Here is a 20,591-nt window from a genome sequence, read left to right on the forward strand (position 1 = left end):
GTAGGGTGCGGATGAGGGAACAGGGTCCACTGGGTAATTAACCTCCGGTCAGAGAAGAAACGTTTTGTTTGAGCATGATGCGGGAGCTCGAACAGTTAGACAGATACTAAACGGCATCACTATTTTCGATACGGCAAAAAACACCCTAGCGGAGGGGGAGTCCGTTAGGGTGGCTACAGGCCGCCGATCATGGGGATATCATGCGTTGAGTCTAGTTCTACGCATGCTATGCTTCCCTCAATACCAGCAAATATAAATAATCAGTTTATTATATGTTTCTAAACCTAAACATTAGGTAAACCATGCAAAACCGCTTGACCATTAAGGACATTGCCCGCATGAGTGGAGTTGGAAAATCCACAGTCTCACGGGTATTGAATAACGAAGGCAGTGTCAGCCCACAGACGCGTGAGCGGGTTGAAGCCGTGATTCGCCAGCAAGGTTTCACGCCATCAAAATCAGCCCGAGCGATGCGAGGGCAGAGTGATAAAGTGGTGGGGATTATCGTCTCCCGTTTAGATTCGCCGTCTGAAAATCAGGCGGTGCGAACCATGCTGCCACTGTTCTATCAACAAGGGTATGACCCTATCTTGATGGAAAGCCAGTTTGATCCCACATTGGTCAGCGAGCATCTACATGTGCTTCAACAACGTCATGTGGATGGGGTGATCCTGTTTGGTTTTACGGGGCTAACCGCAGAGATGCTCTCACCGTGGCAGGAAAAAATGGTGGTATTGGCGCGGGAATACGAGGGTTACTCTTCGGTTTGCTATGACGACGAAGGCGCTGTGCGCTTGTTGATGGATAAGCTACGCCACGCTGGGCATCGTCATATCAGCTATATCGGCGTACAACCTTCGGATGCCACCACCGGTATGCGACGCCATCAATCTTATCTCGATTACAGCCAGCAGCATGGCTTGATACCCACGGTCGCACTGGGGGAGTTGAGCTACCAGAGTGGCTTCCAACTGGCTCCACAGGTCATCAAGCCGGATACGTCGGCGCTGGTGTGTGCGTCAGATACCATCGCCATGGGCGTGAGTAAGTATTTACAGCAACAGAGCCTGCAACATATTCAGGTCTGTGGCATCGGCAATACACCACTGCTGCACTTTCTGTTCCCCAACACGCTATCAGTTGAGTTGGGGTACGGCACTGCTGGCACCAAAGCGGCACAACAACTCCTCGGCCAACTGAGTCATCAGCAGCCCATTCAACAGATTATTATTCCCGGTCAGCTAGCCTGACGCCCATTTTTCTTACCGGGATCCTATCTTGTGTGGTGGGATCGCTCGGCAACCCAACGCGGATGCTTCACTGTGCCTTTACCACAAAAAGTGGCCAATCTGTGATCTTCAACCCAAGTTGGGAACGTTCCCATTTAATAAAAATGAATACATAGCTAATCTTTAGTCAGTTGAATATTTAATCGGCTATGGTTTTAGTACCGGCGACGTTTTTCATGCCAACAACCATTTCACGTTTTTTATTCAAGTGAGTCCTGAGCGATTAAAAGAACAGACAACTTAGCCTGCTATCCCACCTTTACGAAAGGTACGTTGAAATGAGCAAAGTCAAACAACAAGACATCGATCAATTGATCGTACTGGTGGGAGGCAGAGAGAATATTGCCACCGTCAGCCACTGTATTACTCGACTACGTTTTGTGTTAAATGACCCATCGAAAGCCTCGCCAAAAGAGATTGAAAACTTATCAATGGTCAAAGGCTGTTTCACCAATGCGGGCCAATTTCAAGTCGTTATCGGGCCGGAAGTCGATGATTACTACCAAGCATTGATCGCCAAGATTGGTCAGAATGAAGCGGACAAAGAGCAGACCAAACTGGCGGCGCGCCAGAATATGACGTGGTTTGAGCGAGGCATTTCTCACTTTGCTGAGATCTTCTTCCCGCTGTTACCAGCCCTGATCAGCGGGGGGTTGATCCTCGGTTTCCGTAACGTGATCGGTGATATCCCGATGACAGACGGCAAAACGCTGGCGCAGATGTATCCCGCGTGGAAAACCATTTATGACTTCCTCTGGTTACTGGGCGAAGCCATCTTCTTCTATCTGCCAGTGGCTATCTGTTGGTCCACGGTGAAGAAAATGGGTGGCACGCCAGTCTTGGGGATTGTGCTGGGTATCACCTTGGTTTCGCCGCAACTCATGAATTCTTATCTGTTGGGCCAACAAATTCCTGAAGTCTGGAATTTCGGTTGGTTCACCATTGAGAAAGTGGGCTATCAAGCGCAAGTCATCCCTTCAATTCTGGCAGGTTTGGCATTGGGCTGGATTGAAACTAACCTGAAGAAAATCATCCCCGCTTATCTGTACTTGGTTGTGGTGCCAGTGGTTTCATTACTGTTAGCGGTGTTCCTTGCCCATACGTTGATCGGGCCATTTGGCCGCATGATTGGTGATGGGGTGGCATGGGGTGTGAAAGGGGTGATGACGGGTAGCTTCGCACCGATTGGGGCAGCGCTGTTTGGCTTCCTGTATGCGCCGCTAGTCATCACTGGTGTGCACCAAACGACGTTAGCCATTGATATGCAGATGATTCAGAGCATGGGTGGCACCCCTGTCTGGCCACTGATTGCGCTGTCTAACATCGCGCAGGCATCTGCGGTTCTGGGCATTATCATCATTAGCCGTAAGATTAATGAGCGTGAGATTTCAGTACCGGCAGCTATTTCAGCCTATCTCGGTGTGACCGAACCGGCGATGTACGGTATCAACTTGAAGTATCGCTTCCCCATGCTGTGCGCCATGATTGGCTCGGCCTTGGCGGGCCTGATTTGCGGGTTAACAGGCGTGATGGCGAATGGCATTGGTGTCGGCGGTTTACCGGGGATTTTATCCATTCAGCCGCAATTCTGGGGTATCTACGCCTTGGCAATGCTCGTGGCGGTTGTGGTGCCATTGATACTGACGATTATGGTTTATAAGCGTAAAGAGAGTCGTGGCGAACTGCCGGTCTGAGTCATGAAACGCCGTGAGTGGTCATCCACTGGCGGCGTTGTTTTCCCTTTTTCTGTTTTTCTATGAATAAAGAGTCTGCTATGAATAATCCTATCCCTTGGTGGCAAAACGGCGTCATTTATCAGATTTACCCGAAGAGTTTTCAGGACAGTACCGGTAATGGCTACGGCGATCTGGCGGGTGTGACGCAGCGTTTGGACTACTTGCAAAAGCTAGGTGTTGATGCGATTTGGCTGACACCCGTGTATGTCTCGCCGCAAGTGGATAATGGTTATGACGTTGCTGATTACTGCGCCATTGATCCCGCTTACGGCACATTGGATGATTTCAAGCATCTGGTGACGCAAGCCCATCAGCGTGGCATCCGTATCGTCATGGACATGGTGTTTAACCACACTTCGACTGAGCACGCTTGGTTTAAAGCCTCGCAGGAGCCGAGTAGCCCTTATCGCCAGTTTTACATCTGGCGCGATGGTGAAGGCGATAGCTTACCCAATAATTGGCGTTCGAAATTCGGCGGCAACGCTTGGCAATGGCATGCCGACAGCGGCCAGTACTACCTGCATCTGTTCGCGACTGAACAAGCTGACTTGAACTGGGAACATCAGCCGGTACGTGATGAACTGAAAAAAGTATGCGAGTTCTGGGCGGATATTGGCGTCGATGGCCTGCGATTAGACGTGATCAACTTGGTGTCTAAACAGCAGGACTTCCCCAATGATTTCGAGGGTGATGGCCGCCGCTTTTATACTGATGGCCCCCGTATCCACGAATTTTTACAAGAAATGAGTCGTGATGTCTTTCAGCCTCGAGGCTTGATGACGGTCGGTGAAATGTCTTCCACCCGCCTTGAACATTGCCAGCGTTATGCGGCTTTAGGGGGGGATGAACTGTCGATGACGTTTAATTTTCATCACCTGAAAGTGGATTATCTCAACGGTGAGAAGTGGTCGTTGATGCCACCGGATCGCGTTGAGTTGAAGCATATCTTTAACCAATGGCAGCAGGGGATGCATAACCGAGCATGGAACGCCTTGTTCTGGTGTAACCATGACCAACCACGCATTGTGTCGCGCTTTGGTGATGAAGGGGCATTGCGCCTACCGTCCGCCAAGATGCTCGCGATGGTGCTGCATGGCATGCAGGGTACGCCTTATATTTACCAAGGCGAAGAGATTGGGATGACCAATCCTAACTTCACCTCGATTAACCAATATCGTGATGTCGAAAGCTTGAATATGTATCGTGAGCTGAGTGCCGAAGGGCGCGATCCTGACGAGTTATTGGCGATTCTGGCCGCGAAATCCCGCGATAATGGTCGAACACCAATGCAATGGGATCACACTCTCCATGCTGGTTTTACCCAAGGCACACCGTGGATCGAGCCTTGTAGTAATTATACTCGAGCGAATAACAGCGATATTCGAACGGATCACCGTGATGAGATTAACGTTGTTGCGGCATTGGCAGATCCTGATTCAGTGTTTTACGCCTATCAGCATTTAATCGCATTACGTAAGCAACATCATGTGTTCACGTTGGGTGACTATCGGGATCTTTGTCCACAGCACCCTGATTTGTGGTGTTATTTACGCCGTTGGCAAGGTCAGCAGTTATTGGTCGTGGCCAATTTGAGTGATAAGCCGCAAGCATGGGAGCCTGAAGGGGTCGAGTTGGATGGCCATTGGCAGCTATTAATGAGCAGTTATGGCGAGAGTGCTTTCCAGCCGCAGAAGTTAATGCTGCGGGCTTATGAGGGCGTGTTTTGGATTCGGGGAGAGGGCTGAACTGAGTAGATTTTGGATTGGAACTGGATTCGGTTGAATACCGGATCTGGTTCTGATTGATATTCATTCACTCGATGACCAACTTATTTCCTAACCAACTTATTTCCTAAATATGGCATGGAGGAGCTAAATCTATTTGGTTAATAAGGCGACATAAATGACAGTAATTAAATGGATAGGATTGAGTTTATTGAAATTCAAATCACTAATCGTGACCTTGAATTAAATAATTACACTAATATAACCTATTGAAAACGATCAATTAAATAAGTATATGAATCATAAAATGAATAAAAAAAGTAATTTTGGTGAGGTAATTGTAAGAGGCTGATAATGATCACTTTTTTCTTTTATGTGTTCATGTTTTTTCTCCAATACCGATATTAATAGTAGCGATATCCTCTATCGTTACTGTCATTAAATATCAAAAAAGGAAAAGGATATGTCACAAGTTATTAATACTAACGCCATGAGTTTAGTTGCTCAGAATAACCTGAATAAGTCTCAGTCTGCATTGGGTACTTCTATTGAACGCCTGTCTTCAGGCCTGCGAATTAACAGTGCGAAGGACGATGCTGCAGGTCAGGCAATCAGCAACCGTTTTACCAGCAACATTAATGGTCTGAGTCAGGCATCTCGTAACGCTAACGACGGTATCTCTTTGGCGCAGACGACGGAAGGCGCATTGAACGAAATCAATGATAACTTACAAAATATTCGTCGTCTGACCGTTCAGGCTGCCAATGGCACCAACTCTGAATCTGATCGCCAGTCCATCCAAGATGAAATCAACCAACGCCTAGCGGAGATCAACCGCATATCCGAACAAACTGAGTTCAACGGTGTGAAAGTGCTGAGTACAGATCAGAGTCTGAGTATTCAGGTTGGCGCGAATGATGGGCAGACCATTAACATCAACCTGAGTCAGATGAATACTGAAACGCTGGGTATGACTGGCTTTGATGTATTATCTTTCGGCAATGACGATAAATTTGGGACTATTACTACACCAAGCGATGGCGTGGTTGTTAAAGATGCCAGCGGCAATGACATGGCAATGGCTGCCGCGGATGTCACTAAGCTTGAGACCGCGCTATTTGGCGCGGGTAATACCGGCCAAATGTTTTCCTATACCAAAGAAAACGGTGAAACAGCATTTGTTGGGGTTGATGACGACGGCAAGGTAACAGCAGCGACGGTAGCTGTAACACCTGAAGTAGCAGGGCCACCCGTAGTCCCCGCTTCAATGGCGTTTACTGCCGCTACGGCCACAAGCGATGAAGTCGCCAAATTTGGCGACAGTGTGAGTGAGGGTCTACTGAAAACGGTCGATGAAGCGTTAGCTCAGGTAGATACCTTACGTTCCAGCTTAGGTGCTTCACAAAACCGTTTTTCTTCAGTTATCAGTAATCTCGATAACACCGTGACTAACCTATCTGAATCGCGTTCTCGGATCATGGATGCGGACTTTGCTTCTGAAGTTTCTAATATGAGTCGAGCGAATATTTTGCAATCCGCAGGGACTACCGTCTTAGCGCAGGCAAATCAGGTTCCTCAGAATGTGTTGTCTTTGTTGCGTTAGTTATTAGGTTTAGTGGTTCAGTAGTTTGGTGATCGGTTCGGTTGTTATGAAATTGGCGTTCACCTTGGCTTTGATGCCTCAACCGCCAAGGGGGTCATGAGCGTGGCCCCTTTGGAAACCCGCGCTTGCGCACGGATTGCTTGGCTGCTTTGCAGGTGGATCCGGTTGCTTGGTTTGGTTTGGTTTGGTTTGGTGATCGGTTCGGTTGTTATTACTTCAGTGTTCACCTTACCTCTGATGCCTCAACCGCCAAATGGGCCATGAGCGTGGCCCCTTTGGAAACCCGCGCTTGCGCACGTATCGCTTGCCTGCTTCGCAGGTTCCCTCACTCATCGTTTCGGCTGACGGACGGCTTTATTCGCATCCCTGCTCATGGCGCCTAAAACGGGCGTCCTGCCCGTTTTCCTTGCCTGCTCTCTTCACTCGGCAGCTCAAATGTGCTTTTAAACTTCAAAATCAAAACCATGATTTTTTGGCTTTTGGTTTGTATCTTTTGACGTTGAGCGCAATCAGAAAAATTGCCGACGAGGATGAAGGGTAGAGTGAGCGGGCAGGACGCCCGCGAAAAGCGCGTTTGGGCAAGGATGCCCATCGCGCTGGCTCGTGAGCCGAAAGACGTAGGAGGTTTACCCGCAGGGCAATATTTCGCGCAAAGGCGCGGGTGTTGGGCCGCCGCCCTGCGGCCCGACTCGGTTGAGGCTACGAGGTTAAAGTGACCGCAGAACGCCTATCAACCGAAACCAGATCCAATCCTCAACCGAAACCAGATCCAATCCTCAACCGAAACCAGATCCAATCCTCAACCGAAACCAGATCCAGCCCTCAACCGAAACCAGATCCAATCCTCAACCGAAACCAAACCCAACATCACCCCCCCAACTTCAACACCGGCAACTGAGAAAAAATACTCACCAACCCTTCCCCCCACCCCTTACGGATCATCATAAAATACGGATGATCCTCCGTAATTCGATATTGCTGATCCGTACTAAAACTCCCCAGTGGGTAGATCATCACATCCAACGGCAATCCCACCGATAAATTACTGCGCAACGTGGAATCCATCGAAATCAACGCGCACTGCATCGCCTGATCCAGCGTGGTGTCGTAACTCAAAACACGATCGATAATCGGCTTGCCGTACTTGCTTTCGCCAATCTGAAAATAAGGTGTATCTTGCGTGGCTTCAATAAAGTTTCCCTGCGGATAAATATGAAATAGCCGCAACTCTTCACCCTTAATCTGGCCGCCTAACAACAGGTTACAGCTAAAATCTGTGCCACCACTGTTTTGCTGTACGCCACTGTCCCGATTAATCACCTCGCGTACGGTTTCACCTAACAGCGTGGCCGCTTCATACATTGAACGTACATTCATCAGGTTGGTTTGTTCGGGGTCCAGACAGCGGCGCTGCAATAAACTGATAATGCTCTGTGTGGTCGCCAGATTGCCGGCACTTTGCACCACCAGCGTTCGTTCGCCCTCTTGCTGGAACAGATGCAGTTTGCGAAAAGTGGAAATATGATCCACCCCAGCATTAGTGCGGGAATCTGAGGCAAACACTAACCCGGACGCCAGCCGCATGGCCACACAGTAGGTCATAAAACAGTTTCCTTTTATTGCGACATATCAGATCGCGGGTTCGATAGCATGTGTACGGCAGCAATGGTCTGCATATCCTCATAACCACCACCCCGACGAATTCCTCGTACTGGGCAGGCATCCAGATAATCTATGCCCACCGCCAATTTCAAATGTTGATTCGGCTTGCAGGTATTATTGGTCACATCAAAGCTTTGCCAGTGCCCATCCAACCACACTTCGGCCCAAGCATGGGTCGCGACATGACTAGAGGATTCTGTATAAAGATAGCCGCTTACATAGCGGGCTGGAATATTTAAACTGCGGCAACACGCCAGAAAGACGTGGGTGTGATCTTGGCATACCCCTTGTTGAGCAGCAAAAGCCTGTGCCGCACTGTCTTGGACCGTGGTGGTGCCAGGGCTATAGGGCATTTTGGCTAATAGCTCCCCCATCATCCGTGTTAGGCAATCCAATTGTGCATCTGCGTGCGTCACGCCCTGACAATGGCTAGCAGCAAACTGACGGATAGCCGCATCGGGTTGCGTCAGCGGGCTATGGCGAAGAAACACCAGTGGCGAGAGGTGATCACCACTATCATCTTCCACGTTATCTTCAATCTCGACCACGCCTTGAGCCTGAATGGTAATGGCCTGATGCGGCTTATCCAGTGTCAGCACATGAAGCACGTTACCAAAAGCGTCGGTGGTGCAAATGGCCTCTTCCGGCAAACTCAGTTGCCAAGACAAGATTCGCTGGTGGGCTGAGTCTTGCGGCGTCAGGCGGAGATACTGTGTGCTGTGCTGCACCTGTTGGGCGTAAGTATAATGGGTGCTGTGATCGACATTCAGTCTCATTGAACCTCCAAATAGGTTTGACGAATGCTGTCAGCTATCGCATTGATCTTGCCTAAAAAATCCATCAGATAGACGTGTAGGCCATCGGCCATGACATCATTGATACTGCTAAAACGCAGTTCGGCGAGCAAGATACTGACTAACCGCCGTGGTTGGTTACTTTGATTGCCGCCGATCAATTCCAGTTGTTGCTCCATGTCATTGATGCAAGCGAGTAGGGAGCGCGGAATTTCATTGCGTAAAATCAGCAGTTCCGCAATGGCTTCGCGGCTGAGTTGCTGCTTGTACAAGCTGTGGTAAGCCTCGCGTGCGCTCACGGCTCGCAGCAAAGTGTCCATTCGGTAGTATTCGCGCACCGGATCGTCGTCGTTATCCAATAGTTGGTTTTTGACATCCAGCAGGCGAGCCGTGCTATCCGCCCGTTCAATCAGGGTACCCAAGCGAATAAAATAGAGCGCATCGCTGCGCAGCAACGTGCCGTAAACCGCGCCACGGAACAGGTGTGAGCGTTCTTTAACCCAGTCAAAAAAGGCATCAATACCGGCGGCGCTGATACCTTGCCGACGTAGCTGCTTCATCTCAATCCAAGTGGCGTTGATGCTTTCCCAAACCTCGGACGACAGGCTACCGCGCACGGCATGGGCATTATTCCAAGCCATCTGTAAGCAACTGAAAATACTGCTAGGGTTATGGCTATCAAGGACAAAAAAATTGAGCAAATGCGTCATGGAAACTTGCGGATAGTGCTCAGAGAATAGCGCTTGGGTGTTACTCAGGCTGAGCGGCACCAGTAAATCAAAATTCACTCGGGTGCTGGTGGGCATCATCGAGAGCCGGTTGGTCACATCCAATACGCGGGTGATGTTCTCGGCGCGCTCAAGATAACGGGCCATCCAATAAAGCTCACTGGCTGTTCGGCTTAGCATGCGTCATCCTCCAATACCCAAGTGTCTTTGGTTCCGCCACCTTGCGAGGAGTTAACCACCAGAGAACCTTCCGCCAATGCCACGCGCGTGAGTCCACCCGGTACCAAACGAATTTCCGACCCAGATAGGGCAAAAGGGCGCAAATCAATATGGCGGGGGGCAAGACCGTTATTGACGAAAGTGGGGCAGGTCGAGAGCGCGAGAGTTTCTTGCGCGATGTAGTTTTGTGGTTTCGCCAGCAGCAATTGGCGAAATTGGGCGATTTCTGTTTGTGTGGCCGCTGGGCCGATCAACATGCCGTAGCCCCCTGCACCATGCACTTCCTTCACTACCATTTGATCCAAATTAGCCAATACATAAGAGAGATCAGCCGGTTGGCGACATTGCCAGGTGGGGACATTCGCCAGAATAGGGTCTTCTGCGAGGTAAAAGCGGATCATATCCGGCACATAGGGATAGATAGATTTATCATCTGCCACGCCAGTGCCAATGGCGTTAGCCAACACCACGCCCCCAGCACGATAAACGGACAGCAATCCGGGAACACCCAACATGGAGTCAGGGCGGAAAGCCAGCGGGTCGAGGAAGGCGTCGTCCACTCGCCGATAGATAACATCAATCTTGCAAGGGCCGGCAGTCGTCCGCATAAAGACCGCGCCCTCTTTGACGAATAGATCGGCGCTTTCCACCAACTCAACCCCCATCTGTTGCGCCAAAAAACTGTGCTCAAAGTAGGCACTGTTAAAGCGACCAGGGGTCAACACCACCACGGTAGGGTCATTGACGGGGGTACTTTCACGCAGCGTTTGTAGCAGATGAGAAGGGTAGCGTTCCACCGGTGCTATGCGTTGTTCCGCAAAGAGTTCTGGGTAGAGCCGCATCATCATTTTGCGGTTTTCCAGCATGTAAGAGACGCCGGATGGCGTACGCAGATTGTCTTCCAGCACATAATAGAGACCGTCACTATTACGAACCATATCGACGCCAATAATATGTGCGTAGATATTTTGGTGCAGATTGACCCCTTGCATGCAGGGCTGATATTGATCATTGGCGAGCACTTGCTCGGCCGGAATGATCCCAGCTTTGAGGATATGTTGATCGTGGTAAATATCATGGAGAAACGCATTCAACGCTTGTACACGTTGGCGAATGCCTCGATCTAACATCTGCCACTCACTGGCGGGGATAATGCGCGGCACGCTGTCGAACGGGATTAACCGCTCCGCACCGTCATCGTCGCCATACACGTTAAAGGTAATACCCACCCGATGAAACAGCAGTGCAGCTTCTTCACGCTTGCGCGCAATCGTTAGCTGATCGGCCTGTTGTAACCATTGCCAGTAGGCGTCGTAATGGCTGCGGTGTTGTCCCTGCGCCAGTAACATTTCATCGAAAAATCGTGATGCGGAAAGGTCGATGTTCAGCATTATCACCTCGCTAACAGAACAGGCTGTAGTGGGGATCAGGCATAAACTGTGCCAGCTCGTCAAATAGGCAAAATAAGGGGGGTTAGTACAACTTTAGCACTATTAGGGTGCAACTGGTGAGCAGGGTGCTTTATTTATGGGCAGAAAATGACGGCATCAACAGGGCGATGGGCTGCGATAGCGCATCGGGAAAGAGGAGGGGCGAAATTGACGCCTGAAAACAAGAACGGCTGGCAATGACCAGCCGTATTCGCAGTGACATCAGAATTAACGACGTACTGCGATAGCTTCGATTTCGATTTTGACGTCTTTTGGCAGACGAGCGACTTCAACACAAGAGCGCGCAGGGAATGGCGCATTGTGCTCATTAAAGAACGCTTCGTAAGTGGCATTAACGGTGCTGAAATCATTCAGATCTTTCACGAATACCGTGGTTTTCACGATATCGGCAACTTTCAGGCCCGCAGCTTCAACGATGGCTTTGACGTTTTCTAGCGACTGACGTGCTTGCGCTGAAACATCGTCGGCCACTAGACCGGTTTTAGGATCAACGGGGATCTGGCCGGAAGTTAGGATCATGCTGCCAAGGTCAACGCCTTGGACGTAAGGGCCGATAGCGGCAGGGGCTTGTTCAGTGCTGATAATGCGTGACATGTAGACTCCTGATTTATGTAATGCGGAAAAGAGGTCCCCTTCATCTTTCGCTGACAGGCACGTAAATGGCCTGATGAGATCAATGGGATATTATTATCTCTGCCATTATAAAGCTGGGATGAATAACGGCAACCGGCGCGAACTCAGTTTGCTGCGGGCTGCCGTGTTAATTCATTTACAGTGCTTAATCGGTGAACAGTTCGTTGCCGGTTAACCGTTCTTTGTTGGTTTACAGGGCTTAATCTGCTTGCAACACGACCTGATGATCGAACTCTTTCTCGCAATATTGACATTTCAGGTGGATTTCACCCTGGCTAGCTTTCACTTTGAAGCTGGAGTCGACGGGTTCATTGTGGCTAATGCAGTTGCTGTTTGGGCAGGTGAGAACGCCGTCTATCCGCTCTGGCAGGCTCAGCGTCAATTTCTTCACTACTTCGTAGTTATCGATGCGGTTGACGGTGGCATCTGGCGCATACATCGCCAATTGGTTGGCTTGCTGTTCGGTTAGGAAGGTATTTTCTATCTTAATCAGGTCCTTACGGCCTGAGCGCTTAGAAGGCAGATTTAAGCCGATAGTGATACGTTGGTCTGTGGCGGTCAGTTTGAACAGCGACAATAATTTGAACCCGATTTGCGCCGGAATATGGTCAATCACGGTGCCGCATTTGATCGCTTCAACCTGTAGTTTGTAATCTTGAGTCATGTTCAATTCTCCCTCAAAGAGCCAATTCAGCGTTTAACACCAGAGCCAGCAGCGCCTGACGTGCGAAAATCCCGTTACCTGCTTGTTGGAAATAGTAGGCATAAGGCGTTTTATCGACATCGGTGGTGATTTCATCAATCCGCGGCAGGGGATGCAGGACTTTGAGATTATCGCGTGCGCCATTCAAATCCGACGCGCGTAGAACAAATTGCGCTTTGACATTGGCATATTCTGACGGATCAAGGCGCTCTTTTTGTACGCGAGTCATGTAGAGAATATCCAGATCGGCGACCACTTCTTCGATGCTTTCATGCAGGCTGTATTCAATTCCTTTTTCATCCAGCATTTGCAGGATGTAAGCAGGCATTGCCAGTGCATCGGGGGCGATAAAGAAGAAGCGATTGCCATCGAATTTGGCCAGCGCTTGTGTCAGTGAATGCACGGTGCGGCCATATTTTAGGTCACCGACCATGGCGATATTGATGTTATCCAGCCGCCCTTGGGTTTCCTGAATGGTGAATAAATCGAGCAGAGTTTGCGTTGGGTGTTGGTTTGCCCCGTCACCTGCATTGACCACGGGGACATTGCCGGAGAACTGTGCTGCCAAGCGGGCCGCGCCTTCCTGTGGATGGCGCATCACGATGGCATCGACATAGGTGCTGATAACCGACATAGTGTCGGCGAGTGTCTCGCCTTTTTTGCCCAGCGAGGTGTTGCTGCTGTCAGAGAAACCGACCACAGATGCACCCAACCGATGAATCGAGGTTTCAAATGACAAACGGGTGCGGGTCGAAGCTTCGAAAAAGCAACTGGCGATCACTTTGTGTTTTAACAGCTCAGGTTGCGGACGACTTTTGAGGCTAGCGGCGGTGCGCAATACCAGTTCCAGTTCATCGCGACATAAGTCGTTAATTGAGATGATGTGCTTGTGATACAACGGGTTGGCCATTTTCGCTCTCCTGTGTGACTGCCCGTGGTCGTGGGCTACCCTGGTGTTTTTATACCCGTTATCTTTTCATTGGCAGATTGGGTATGATCAGTTTTTACGCAGTAATGTTAAATTCAGTGCCGATTGGCAGACAAAAAAAAGCCCCTCAATGAGGGGCCTTACGGGATCGGTTTAGCAACGGGAGAGACCAAGGCAGTTGGCTGCCTGTTGGCTGGTCATCTTCAACAAAATGACGATGTAGTGCGAAATCTAAGCAGCTTTTCATCATATCTCCCGGCAAATTGTGGCGAATTATACTCGCGTGGTTTTTCTCTGCAAGGGGTAAAAGCCGCATTTTTTATGATTAGCAAACGATTACTTTTTGTTGATATTCGGGGCTAGGGGCGAATGACCGCTGATCGGTTCGGTTGAGGACCGGATCTGGTTTCGGTTGAGGACCGGATCTAGTTTCGGTTGATATTCGTTCGGTGATCACTTTAACTCCTCCGCCTCAACCGAGTCGGGCCGCAGGGCGGCGGCCCAACACCCGCGCCTTTGCGCGAAATATTGCCCTACGGGTAAACCTCCTACGTCTTTCGGCTAACGAGCCAGCGCGATTCGCATCCATGCTCAATCGCGCTTTTCGCGGCCGTCCATGGCCGCTCACTCTACCCTTCATCCTCGTCGGCAATTTTTCTGATTGCGCTCAACGTCAAAACCCACAATTCACAACCCAAGACCCAAGACCCAAGACCCAAGACCAAAAAATCATGGTTTTGACCTTGAAGTTTGAAAGCACATTTGAGCTGCCGAATGAAGAGTGAAGGTAGGACGCGAGGCATGGATGCCGAGCGAGCCGTGCTTGAGCAGGAGCGAATCACGGCGGTCCGTCAGCCGAAACGATGAGTGAGGGAATCCACGCAGTGGACAAGCGATACGTGCGAAGCGCGGGATTCCACAAGGGGCCACGCTCATGGCCCCTTTGGCGGTTGGTTCATCACAGGGAAGGTGAACACTGGAGCTGTAACAACCGAACCGATCACAAAACCAACTATCAACCAAACCAGATCCAATCCTTAACCCCGTGTGCGACTTAATCCTCATCAAACCCCGAATTAAACAACTCAATCACCGCAGCCAGTGCTTGAATCTCATCAGGGCCGGTCGCTTCGACTTCAATCTGGCGGCCTTTGGCTGAATCTAGCATCAGCAGTGCAATCACACTGCTGGCTTCAGCTTCGGTCCCACTGTCATTACGTAACATCACTTCTGCATCAAAACTCTGAACCAATTCGAACAACTTCATCGCGGGTCTGGCATGCATCCCCAACTTGTTCTTGATCTCAACAGTCTGTTTGATGGTCATTATTTACGTTTTTCCAGAGTGCGGTGACGTGATTGCACATTCTTGCCACGCGCACGGAAATAATCAGCCAATTGTTCAGCAACATAGACTGAGCGGTGCTTACCGCCAGTACAACCAATGGCCACCGTGAGATAACTGCGATTATTGGTTTCTAGCATCGGCAGCCATTGTTCTAAGTAGCTGCGTGTCTGATAAACAAAGTTATGCACTTCGGTGTGGCGATCAAGGAAGGAGATAACAGGCTTATCCAGACCAGTCATTGGGCGTAATTTCGGATCCCAATGTGGGTTTGGTAAGAAACGCACGTCGAAGACGTAATCAGCATCAATGGGGATACCGTGCTTAAAGCCAAAGGACTCAAACACCATCGTCAGCTCACGCTCGCGTTTACCCAACAGGCGGGTACGTAGCATTTCAGCTAACTCATGCACTGACATTTCTGAGGTATCGATAATCAGATCCGCCCGTGAGCGCAAAGGCTCCAGCAGATCACTCTCTTCATCGATAGCACTTTCTAATGATAGGTTTTTAGTCGACAGCGGGTGCAGACGACGGGTATCACTGTAGCGACGAATCAGGGTATTGCGGTCAGCATCTAAAAAGAGCAACTGCGGTGAAAAGCTGTCTGGCAGTTGGGTCATGGCATGCTCGAATACCTCGGGTGATTCAGGCATATTGCGCACGTCTATACTTACCGCAGCAGAAATATTTCTATCGGCAAGCGTGCTTGCCAATTGTGGTAGTAGAACCACAGGCAAGTTATCGACACAGTAAAAGCCCATATCTTCCAATGCGCGCAAAGCAACAGACTTCCCTGAACCGGAACGGCCGCTGACAATCATCAGCACCATGTGAGTGACTCCCCTTGGTCTCTGTACCTATCATCTTTCGAGTTGCCGGTGTGTTGAGCGCTTTCCGACAACTTGAAGTCTATTGGATATACATTAGAACGCTGTATTCCGGCTATATGAGCAAAACACGACAATGAAAACAGATAGCACTGATTACGCTGTCTCTGGCGGTAATTCAGTCATGATCTGATAAAGCTCGTCATCACTTTGTGCTGCGCGTAGGCGACGACATACTGTTTTATCAGCTAATCGCTTGGCCACTAAAGATAAAGTGTGTAAATGAGTTTTACATTGATCTGCCGGAACCAACAAGGCAAATAATAGATCAACAGGTTGATTATCAATAGCATCGAAGGCAATCGGTTGTTCCAAACGGAGGAATACGCCCACTGCACGCAGTGTGTCTTCCTCCAGCTTGCCATGCGGTATCGCGATGCCACTGCCAATGCCTGTACTGCCCATACGTTCGCGGGTCAATACAGCATCGAAAACGACCTGTGAAGGCAAGTTAAGCTGTTTGGCAGCTAACTCGCTGATAATTTCCAAAGCCCGTTTTTTGCTTGAGCAATGTACGGAGCTTTTGGTGCACTCGATATTTAATACCGAGGTTAATTGCAATGCTGGATCGTTGGTCATCTCATCTTTCACTTAAGCGCTGTTTTAAACCTGATCCCACGGATGAACGGTAGGATCAGGCTATGTAGCGAGGGTAGAACCACCGTTAGGTAGACTAACGGCTAGGATTCTTAATGTTGTTTCAATTTATCTTTATGCTTGTTCAACTGGCGCGCCAGTTTATCAACCAAAATATCAATGGCGGCGTACATGTCTTCCTGCTCTGAACTTGCGTGCAACTCGCCGCCATTCACATGTACCGTCGCTTCTGCGATTTGTTTGACTTTTTCGACACTTAAAACCACATACACCTGGTTAATGCGATCAAAATATTGCTCAAGTTTGGCAAATTTAGTGGTAACAAACTCGCGTAATGCGTCGGTTATTTCGACATGATGTCCGGTAATATTGAGTTGCATAGTGTCTTCCTTCTCAGTTCAGGTCAAACCAACTGTTTGCGTTGATTTGACGGCGGGATGGATAACGACTCTCGGTACTTCGCGACGGTACGCCGTGCCACCATGATGCCTTGTTCGCACAAAAGTGTGGTCAGTTTACTGTCGCTAAGGGGTTTGGCAGGGTTTTCTGCCGCAACCAATTTTTTCACCAGTGCACGAATTGCTGTCGAAGAGGCTTCGCCCCCGCTCTCAGTATTGACGTGGCTGGAGAAGAAATATTTCAGCTCGAAAATCCCCCGGGGACTGTGCAGGAACTTTTGCGTCGTCACTCGAGAAATTGTCGATTCATGCATATCGACGGCCTGTGCGATATCCGCCAGTACCATGGGTTTCATAAATTCAGGCCCATTTTCAAAAAAGTCGACCTGCTGTTCTACGATGCAACGTGCAACCTTGAGCAGTGTTTCATTGCGGCTTTCAAGGCTTTTTATCAACCATTTTGCTTCTTGCAGATTGCTGCGGATAAATTGCCCGTCGCTATCATTGCGGGTATTGCTCCCCATTGCCGCATAGTGTTGATTAATTTTTAGGCGTGGAATGCTATCGGCATTTAGCTCGACCGTCCATTTATCTTTGTCTTTATGGACCAAAACATCGGGAATGACATACTCAGACTCCCCTGTATTGATCGACTGACCAGGGCGCGGATCCAGTGACTGGATCAGGGCTATCGCTCCCTTAAGTGTATCTTCTTTTAGCCGACTTAAGCGGATCATTGTCCGGAAATCATGGTTGCCTAGCAAATCCAGATAATTGCTTATCACCAGACGCGCTTCGGCGAGATAGGGGGTGTCTTTAGCGTATTGCGAGAGCTGTACTAACAGACATTCGCGCAGGTTACGCGCCGCCACGCCGATAGGATCAAAGTGTTGGATCCGCTTGAGAACGGCCTCGACTTCGTCCAGTGCAATGTCTTCGCCCCCCATACTTTCCAGAATATCTTCCAGCGGAACGGTGAGATAGCCTGTTTCATCAACGGCATCGACAATTGAGGTCGCGATAGCTGCGTCCGTTTCAGAGAAGGGCGTGAGATCCACCTGCCACATAAGATAGTCTTGCAGTGTTTGGGTGGTTTCACCTTGATAGACGGGCAACTCATCATCGTTGTAATCATTGCCTGTGCCTGATGGCGTACCTGCGGTATAAATCTCATCCCAAGTGGCATCGAGAGGTAACTCTTCAGGCATATCGGCTTGTTCCAGCGCTTCGCGAGTATCAAGCGATTCACTGTCTACCGTTTCTTTGGTGTCTACCTCTTCATGAGGGTCAGTTTGCTCAAGCAGTGGGTTGCTCTCCAGCGCTAACTGAATCTCCTGCTGGAGTTCAAGTGTAGAAAGTTGCAACAGACGAATAGCCTGTTGAAGCTGCGGAGTCATTGCCAATTGTTGGCTGAACTTGAGTTGCAAACCTTGCTTCATAATGCGGTATCAATTTTCCTTTATGGCTGGCGAAACGGCCTTGTTACGAGCATTGGCAGATGATTAGAGACGGAACTCTTCACCTAAATACACGCGTTTGACTTGTTCGTCAGCCAAAATTTCCTGTGGTGTGCCATGAGCGATTAAGTGGCCTTGGCTTACAATATAAGCCCGCTCACAAACGTCTAACGTTTCACGCACGTTATGGTCGGTAATCAGAACTCCCAGACCACTGTCGCGCAGATGCTCAATAATTTTTTTAATATCGATAACGGAAATGGGGTCAACACCCGCGAACGGTTCATCCAGCAAAATAAACTTAGGATTTGCTGCCAGCGCACGGGCTATTTCGACACGACGACGCTCACCACCAGACAGTGATTGCCCCAGATTGTCACGTAAATGCGTGATATGGAACTCTTCCATCAACTCGTCAGCGCGTTCTTGTCGCTGTTCAGCCGTGAGATCTTTACGGATTTCTAACACCGCCATCAGGTTATTAAAAACACTTAAACGGCGGAAGATTGAGGCTTCTTGCGGTAAATAGCCAATGCCGCGACGGGCGCGTTCATGGAGAGGCAAGAGGCTGATATCTTCATCATCAATCACAATACGCCCGGCGTCACGCTGGACAATGCCGACGACCATATAAAAGGTGGTGGTCTTACCTGCGCCGTTTGGCCCCAGCAGACCCACAATCTCACCTGACTTTACACTTAGGCTCACGTCTTCGACCACTTTACGGCCTTTGTACGCCTTAGCCAGCTTTTCTGCGATTAATGTTGCCATAAATGATTACTTACTCTTCTTTTGGCCTGACGCTGCTGGCCCTTTGTCTTGTAATTGGGACGGTAATAATACGGTTGTGACGCGATTGCCTTTATCACTGAAGGCTTCCATCTGCTGTTTTTTCACCAGATAAGTAATGCGGTCACCTTTGATATTACTATCAAGTTGCTCCAGATAAGCATTGCCAGTCAACACCACAAAATCATTCGCGACTTCATAGCGCAATTTTTGACCGTGGCCTTTGACGGGTTTACCGCTGTCTTGCATTTGGTAGAAGGTAACAGGATTACCGAAGCCTTCGATGACCATTTTGCTCTGGTCACCGCCAGGGCGGGTGACAACCACTTTATCGGCCTTAATTTCAATGGTGCCTTGCGTGATAACCACGTTGCCGGTAAAGGTGACGGTGTTCGCCTCCATATCTAACGCTTGCTTGGCGGAGTCAACCTTGACAGGTTGATCAGTATCACCCGTTAAAGCCAGCGCTGGCAGGCTGGCGGCCAAAAGTGAACTGGCAAGTAAAAGAAGGCGAATGTTATTTTTGGATTTCATAAGAGGTTTTAACCTTTTCAATCAGCTCAGCGGTTTTATCCCGCAAGTTACCACGCATTTTCATACCGTTAGACGTGAATCCAACACCAAAAAGGGTAACTTCATCGTCTGAGGACACATCCTGAGTGATCAAATTAACCTGGGCGTTATCGGTTCTAATTTTTTGTAATTGTGCATCTGGTGTTAGGCTATCGACCTCAACGTGACCATACAAATACAGCATTTTATCATTGGTCAGTTTGGCGCGGTCTGCCCGAACTGTCCAAGTGGCAACGGCATTCTCATCAAACATCGTCATGACCGGTTTAGTAAACCAAGTCAGTTCTTGGGCGCTGAAGTTCTGAACTTCCTCTGCCACTAATTTGTAATTCAATTGCCCGACCGGATTAAATACCACGGTCACCGTATGCTGGCTTTGCGACGATGGCTCATTATTATCTGCCGCCGTTGGCGTGCTTTGCTGATTAAAGCCGGACATATTCCAACCAATCAAAGCTAAAACGATCAATGCCAGCGCTAGGGTTATCCATAGCCTTGTTTTACTCATATCGACAATCCTTTGGCACCGTCGAGTTTATTCTGGGCCAATAAAATCAAATCACATATCTCGCGTACTGCACCGCGCCCGCCATTAATTTGCGTCACGTAATGTGCTTTGGGAAGAAGTAACGGATGGGCATCCGCCACCGCGACAGATAACCCGACTTGTGCCATGACAGGCCAATCAATCAGATCATCGCCAATATACGCCACCTGCTCAGGCTGGCAGTTTAATGCTAGCAATAATTCATGGTAAGCCACCAGTTTATCAGATTGTCCTTGATAAAGGTGGGTAATGCCTAAGGTGTTGGCGCGGTCTTCCAGTAATTTGGCGCGGCGACCCGTAATGATAGCCACTTCAATACCCGAGGTTATCAGGCAGCGGATACCATAGCCATCACGGACGTTGAATGCTTTCAGCTCTTCGCCATCGTTACCCATGTAAATCAGACCATCAGACATCACGCCATCAACATCACAAATGAGCAGACGAATGTTTTCTGCACGTTGCATGACGCTCTCGGCCACGGGGCCGTAGCATGTGTCCAAATAGACGGTGCTGCTCATAATT

21 protein-coding genes are annotated in these 20,591 nt (G+C 49.3%); 5 read left to right on the top strand and 16 right to left on the bottom strand.

From position 1 onward, the window contains the following. Window positions 1-302 precede the first annotated feature (302 nt). The 5 genes from treR (at window position 303) to BN68_RS24170 (ending at window position 6,735) form a co-directional block, all read left to right on the top strand. Window positions 303-1,250: a trehalose operon repressor TreR gene (gene treR, locus BN68_RS17195; protein ID WP_019212409.1), complete on the top strand. Its 948-nt coding sequence runs from the start codon at window positions 303-305 to the stop codon at window positions 1,248-1,250. 317 nt (window positions 1,251-1,567) lie between these two features. After that, a complete protein-coding gene (gene treB / locus BN68_RS17200; protein ID WP_019212410.1) occupies window positions 1,568-2,983 on the top strand; it encodes a PTS trehalose transporter subunit IIBC in 1,416 nt (471 codons plus the stop codon). 80 nt (window positions 2,984-3,063) lie between these two features. Next, window positions 3,064-4,770, top strand: coding sequence for an alpha,alpha-phosphotrehalase (gene treC / locus BN68_RS17205; protein ID WP_019212411.1), 1,707 nt, complete (start codon window positions 3,064-3,066; stop codon window positions 4,768-4,770). A gap of 442 nt (window positions 4,771-5,212) precedes the next feature. Then, the gene (locus BN68_RS17210) at window positions 5,213-6,352 is read left to right on the top strand and encodes a FliC/FljB family flagellin (protein WP_019212412.1); all 1,140 of its coding nucleotides are present in this window, start codon (window positions 5,213-5,215) and stop codon (window positions 6,350-6,352) included. Window positions 6,353-6,477: 125 nt separating this feature from the next. After that, window positions 6,478-6,735 (top strand): hypothetical protein, encoded by a 258-nt coding sequence (locus tag BN68_RS24170; RefSeq protein ID WP_019212413.1) that lies wholly within the window; start codon window positions 6,478-6,480, stop codon window positions 6,733-6,735. Between the two features lie 484 nt (window positions 6,736-7,219). On the opposite strand, the gene BN68_RS17225 is transcribed toward BN68_RS24170, so the two are convergent. The 16 genes from BN68_RS17225 to kdsC form a co-directional block, all read right to left on the bottom strand. Further along, entirely contained in the window at window positions 7,220-7,954 is a 735-nt protein-coding gene (locus BN68_RS17225) for a proteasome-type protease (RefSeq protein WP_019212415.1), read from the bottom strand. 14 nt (window positions 7,955-7,968) lie between these two features. Continuing rightward, window positions 7,969-8,790 carry a transglutaminase family protein gene (locus tag BN68_RS17230; protein ID WP_019212416.1) on the bottom strand — a complete coding sequence of 274 codons (822 nt, stop codon included), beginning with the start codon at window positions 8,788-8,790 and terminating at the stop codon, window positions 7,969-7,971. Next, the gene (locus tag BN68_RS17235) at window positions 8,787-9,716 is read right to left on the bottom strand and encodes an alpha-E domain-containing protein (RefSeq protein ID WP_019212417.1); all 930 of its coding nucleotides are present in this window, start codon (window positions 9,714-9,716) and stop codon (window positions 8,787-8,789) included. Before BN68_RS17235 ends, BN68_RS17230 begins: the two co-directional genes overlap by 4 nt. Next, entirely contained in the window at window positions 9,710-11,146 is a 1,437-nt protein-coding gene (locus BN68_RS17240) for a circularly permuted type 2 ATP-grasp protein (RefSeq protein WP_019212418.1), read from the bottom strand. The genes BN68_RS17235 and BN68_RS17240 overlap by 7 nt, the downstream gene beginning before the upstream one ends. Window positions 11,147-11,413: 267 nt before the next feature. Then, complete coding sequence (gene ridA / locus BN68_RS17245; RefSeq protein ID WP_019212419.1) at window positions 11,414-11,800, bottom strand: 2-iminobutanoate/2-iminopropanoate deaminase; 387 nt, start codon at window positions 11,798-11,800, stop codon at window positions 11,414-11,416. 238 nt (window positions 11,801-12,038) lie between these two features. Continuing rightward, complete coding sequence (pyrI, locus tag BN68_RS17250; protein ID WP_019212421.1) at window positions 12,039-12,503, bottom strand: aspartate carbamoyltransferase regulatory subunit; 465 nt, start codon at window positions 12,501-12,503, stop codon at window positions 12,039-12,041. A gap of 13 nt (window positions 12,504-12,516) precedes the next feature. Beyond that, a complete protein-coding gene (pyrB, locus tag BN68_RS17255; protein ID WP_019212422.1) occupies window positions 12,517-13,452 on the bottom strand; it encodes an aspartate carbamoyltransferase in 936 nt (311 codons plus the stop codon). Between the two features lie 1,072 nt (window positions 13,453-14,524). Beyond that, on the bottom strand, window positions 14,525-14,797 hold the full coding sequence (gene npr / locus BN68_RS17265) for a PTS phosphocarrier protein NPr (protein WP_019212424.1): 273 nt from the start codon (window positions 14,795-14,797) through the stop codon (window positions 14,525-14,527). After that, entirely contained in the window at window positions 14,797-15,648 is an 852-nt protein-coding gene (gene rapZ, locus BN68_RS17270; RefSeq protein WP_019212425.1) for an RNase adapter RapZ, read from the bottom strand. The genes npr and rapZ overlap by 1 nt, the downstream gene beginning before the upstream one ends. Window positions 15,649-15,801: 153 nt before the next feature. Continuing rightward, window positions 15,802-16,284: a PTS IIA-like nitrogen regulatory protein PtsN gene (gene ptsN / locus BN68_RS17275; RefSeq protein ID WP_019212426.1), complete on the bottom strand. Its 483-nt coding sequence runs from the start codon at window positions 16,282-16,284 to the stop codon at window positions 15,802-15,804. Between the two features lie 110 nt (window positions 16,285-16,394). Continuing rightward, window positions 16,395-16,682 (bottom strand): ribosome hibernation promoting factor, encoded by a 288-nt coding sequence (gene hpf, locus BN68_RS17280; protein WP_005162480.1) that lies wholly within the window; start codon window positions 16,680-16,682, stop codon window positions 16,395-16,397. A 23-nt stretch (window positions 16,683-16,705) separates the two neighbouring features. Then, window positions 16,706-18,139 carry an RNA polymerase factor sigma-54 gene (gene rpoN / locus BN68_RS17285; protein ID WP_019212427.1) on the bottom strand — a complete coding sequence of 478 codons (1,434 nt, stop codon included), beginning with the start codon at window positions 18,137-18,139 and terminating at the stop codon, window positions 16,706-16,708. Window positions 18,140-18,202: 63 nt separating this feature from the next. Then, a complete protein-coding gene (gene lptB / locus BN68_RS17290; protein ID WP_019212428.1) occupies window positions 18,203-18,928 on the bottom strand; it encodes an LPS export ABC transporter ATP-binding protein in 726 nt (241 codons plus the stop codon). Between the two features lie 6 nt (window positions 18,929-18,934). Further along, a complete protein-coding gene (lptA, locus tag BN68_RS17295; protein ID WP_019212429.1) occupies window positions 18,935-19,480 on the bottom strand; it encodes a lipopolysaccharide ABC transporter substrate-binding protein LptA in 546 nt (181 codons plus the stop codon). Next, window positions 19,464-20,027, bottom strand: coding sequence for an LPS export ABC transporter periplasmic protein LptC (lptC, locus tag BN68_RS17300; protein ID WP_019212430.1), 564 nt, complete (start codon window positions 20,025-20,027; stop codon window positions 19,464-19,466). Before lptC ends, lptA begins: the two co-directional genes overlap by 17 nt. Beyond that, complete coding sequence (kdsC, locus tag BN68_RS17305) at window positions 20,024-20,587, bottom strand: 3-deoxy-manno-octulosonate-8-phosphatase KdsC (protein ID WP_019212431.1); 564 nt, start codon at window positions 20,585-20,587, stop codon at window positions 20,024-20,026. Before kdsC ends, lptC begins: the two co-directional genes overlap by 4 nt. Window positions 20,588-20,591 lie beyond the last annotated feature (4 nt).

This window comes from Yersinia massiliensis CCUG 53443 (genome assembly GCF_000312485.1).
GTDB lineage: Bacteria > Pseudomonadota > Gammaproteobacteria > Enterobacterales > Enterobacteriaceae > Yersinia > Yersinia massiliensis.

Coding starts and splice junctions, on each gene's coding strand:
- treR (WP_019212409.1), top strand. CDS start 303: ATGCAAAACCGCTTGACCATTAAGGACATTGCCCGCATGAGTGGAGTT.
- treB (WP_019212410.1), top strand. CDS start 1,568: ATGAGCAAAGTCAAACAACAAGACATCGATCAATTGATCGTACTGGTG.
- treC (WP_019212411.1), top strand. CDS start 3,064: ATGAATAATCCTATCCCTTGGTGGCAAAACGGCGTCATTTATCAGATT.
- BN68_RS17210 (WP_019212412.1), top strand. CDS start 5,213: ATGTCACAAGTTATTAATACTAACGCCATGAGTTTAGTTGCTCAGAAT.
- BN68_RS17225 (WP_019212415.1), bottom strand. CDS start 7,954: ATGACCTACTGTGTGGCCATGCGGCTGGCGTCCGGGTTAGTGTTTGCC.
- BN68_RS17230 (WP_019212416.1), bottom strand. CDS start 8,790: ATGAGACTGAATGTCGATCACAGCACCCATTATACTTACGCCCAACAG.
- BN68_RS17235 (WP_019212417.1), bottom strand. CDS start 9,716: ATGCTAAGCCGAACAGCCAGTGAGCTTTATTGGATGGCCCGTTATCTT.
- BN68_RS17240 (WP_019212418.1), bottom strand. CDS start 11,146: ATGCTGAACATCGACCTTTCCGCATCACGATTTTTCGATGAAATGTTA.
- ridA (WP_019212419.1), bottom strand. CDS start 11,800: ATGTCACGCATTATCAGCACTGAACAAGCCCCTGCCGCTATCGGCCCT.
- pyrI (WP_019212421.1), bottom strand. CDS start 12,503: ATGACTCAAGATTACAAACTACAGGTTGAAGCGATCAAATGCGGCACC.
- pyrB (WP_019212422.1), bottom strand. CDS start 13,452: ATGGCCAACCCGTTGTATCACAAGCACATCATCTCAATTAACGACTTA.
- npr (WP_019212424.1), bottom strand. CDS start 14,797: ATGACCATCAAACAGACTGTTGAGATCAAGAACAAGTTGGGGATGCAT.
- rapZ (WP_019212425.1), bottom strand. CDS start 15,648: ATGGTGCTGATGATTGTCAGCGGCCGTTCCGGTTCAGGGAAGTCTGTT.
- ptsN (WP_019212426.1), bottom strand. CDS start 16,284: ATGACCAACGATCCAGCATTGCAATTAACCTCGGTATTAAATATCGAG.
- hpf (WP_005162480.1), bottom strand. CDS start 16,682: ATGCAACTCAATATTACCGGACATCATGTCGAAATAACCGACGCATTA.
- rpoN (WP_019212427.1), bottom strand. CDS start 18,139: ATGAAGCAAGGTTTGCAACTCAAGTTCAGCCAACAATTGGCAATGACT.
- lptB (WP_019212428.1), bottom strand. CDS start 18,928: ATGGCAACATTAATCGCAGAAAAGCTGGCTAAGGCGTACAAAGGCCGT.
- lptA (WP_019212429.1), bottom strand. CDS start 19,480: ATGAAATCCAAAAATAACATTCGCCTTCTTTTACTTGCCAGTTCACTT.
- lptC (WP_019212430.1), bottom strand. CDS start 20,027: ATGAGTAAAACAAGGCTATGGATAACCCTAGCGCTGGCATTGATCGTT.
- kdsC (WP_019212431.1), bottom strand. CDS start 20,587: ATGAGCAGCACCGTCTATTTGGACACATGCTACGGCCCCGTGGCCGAG.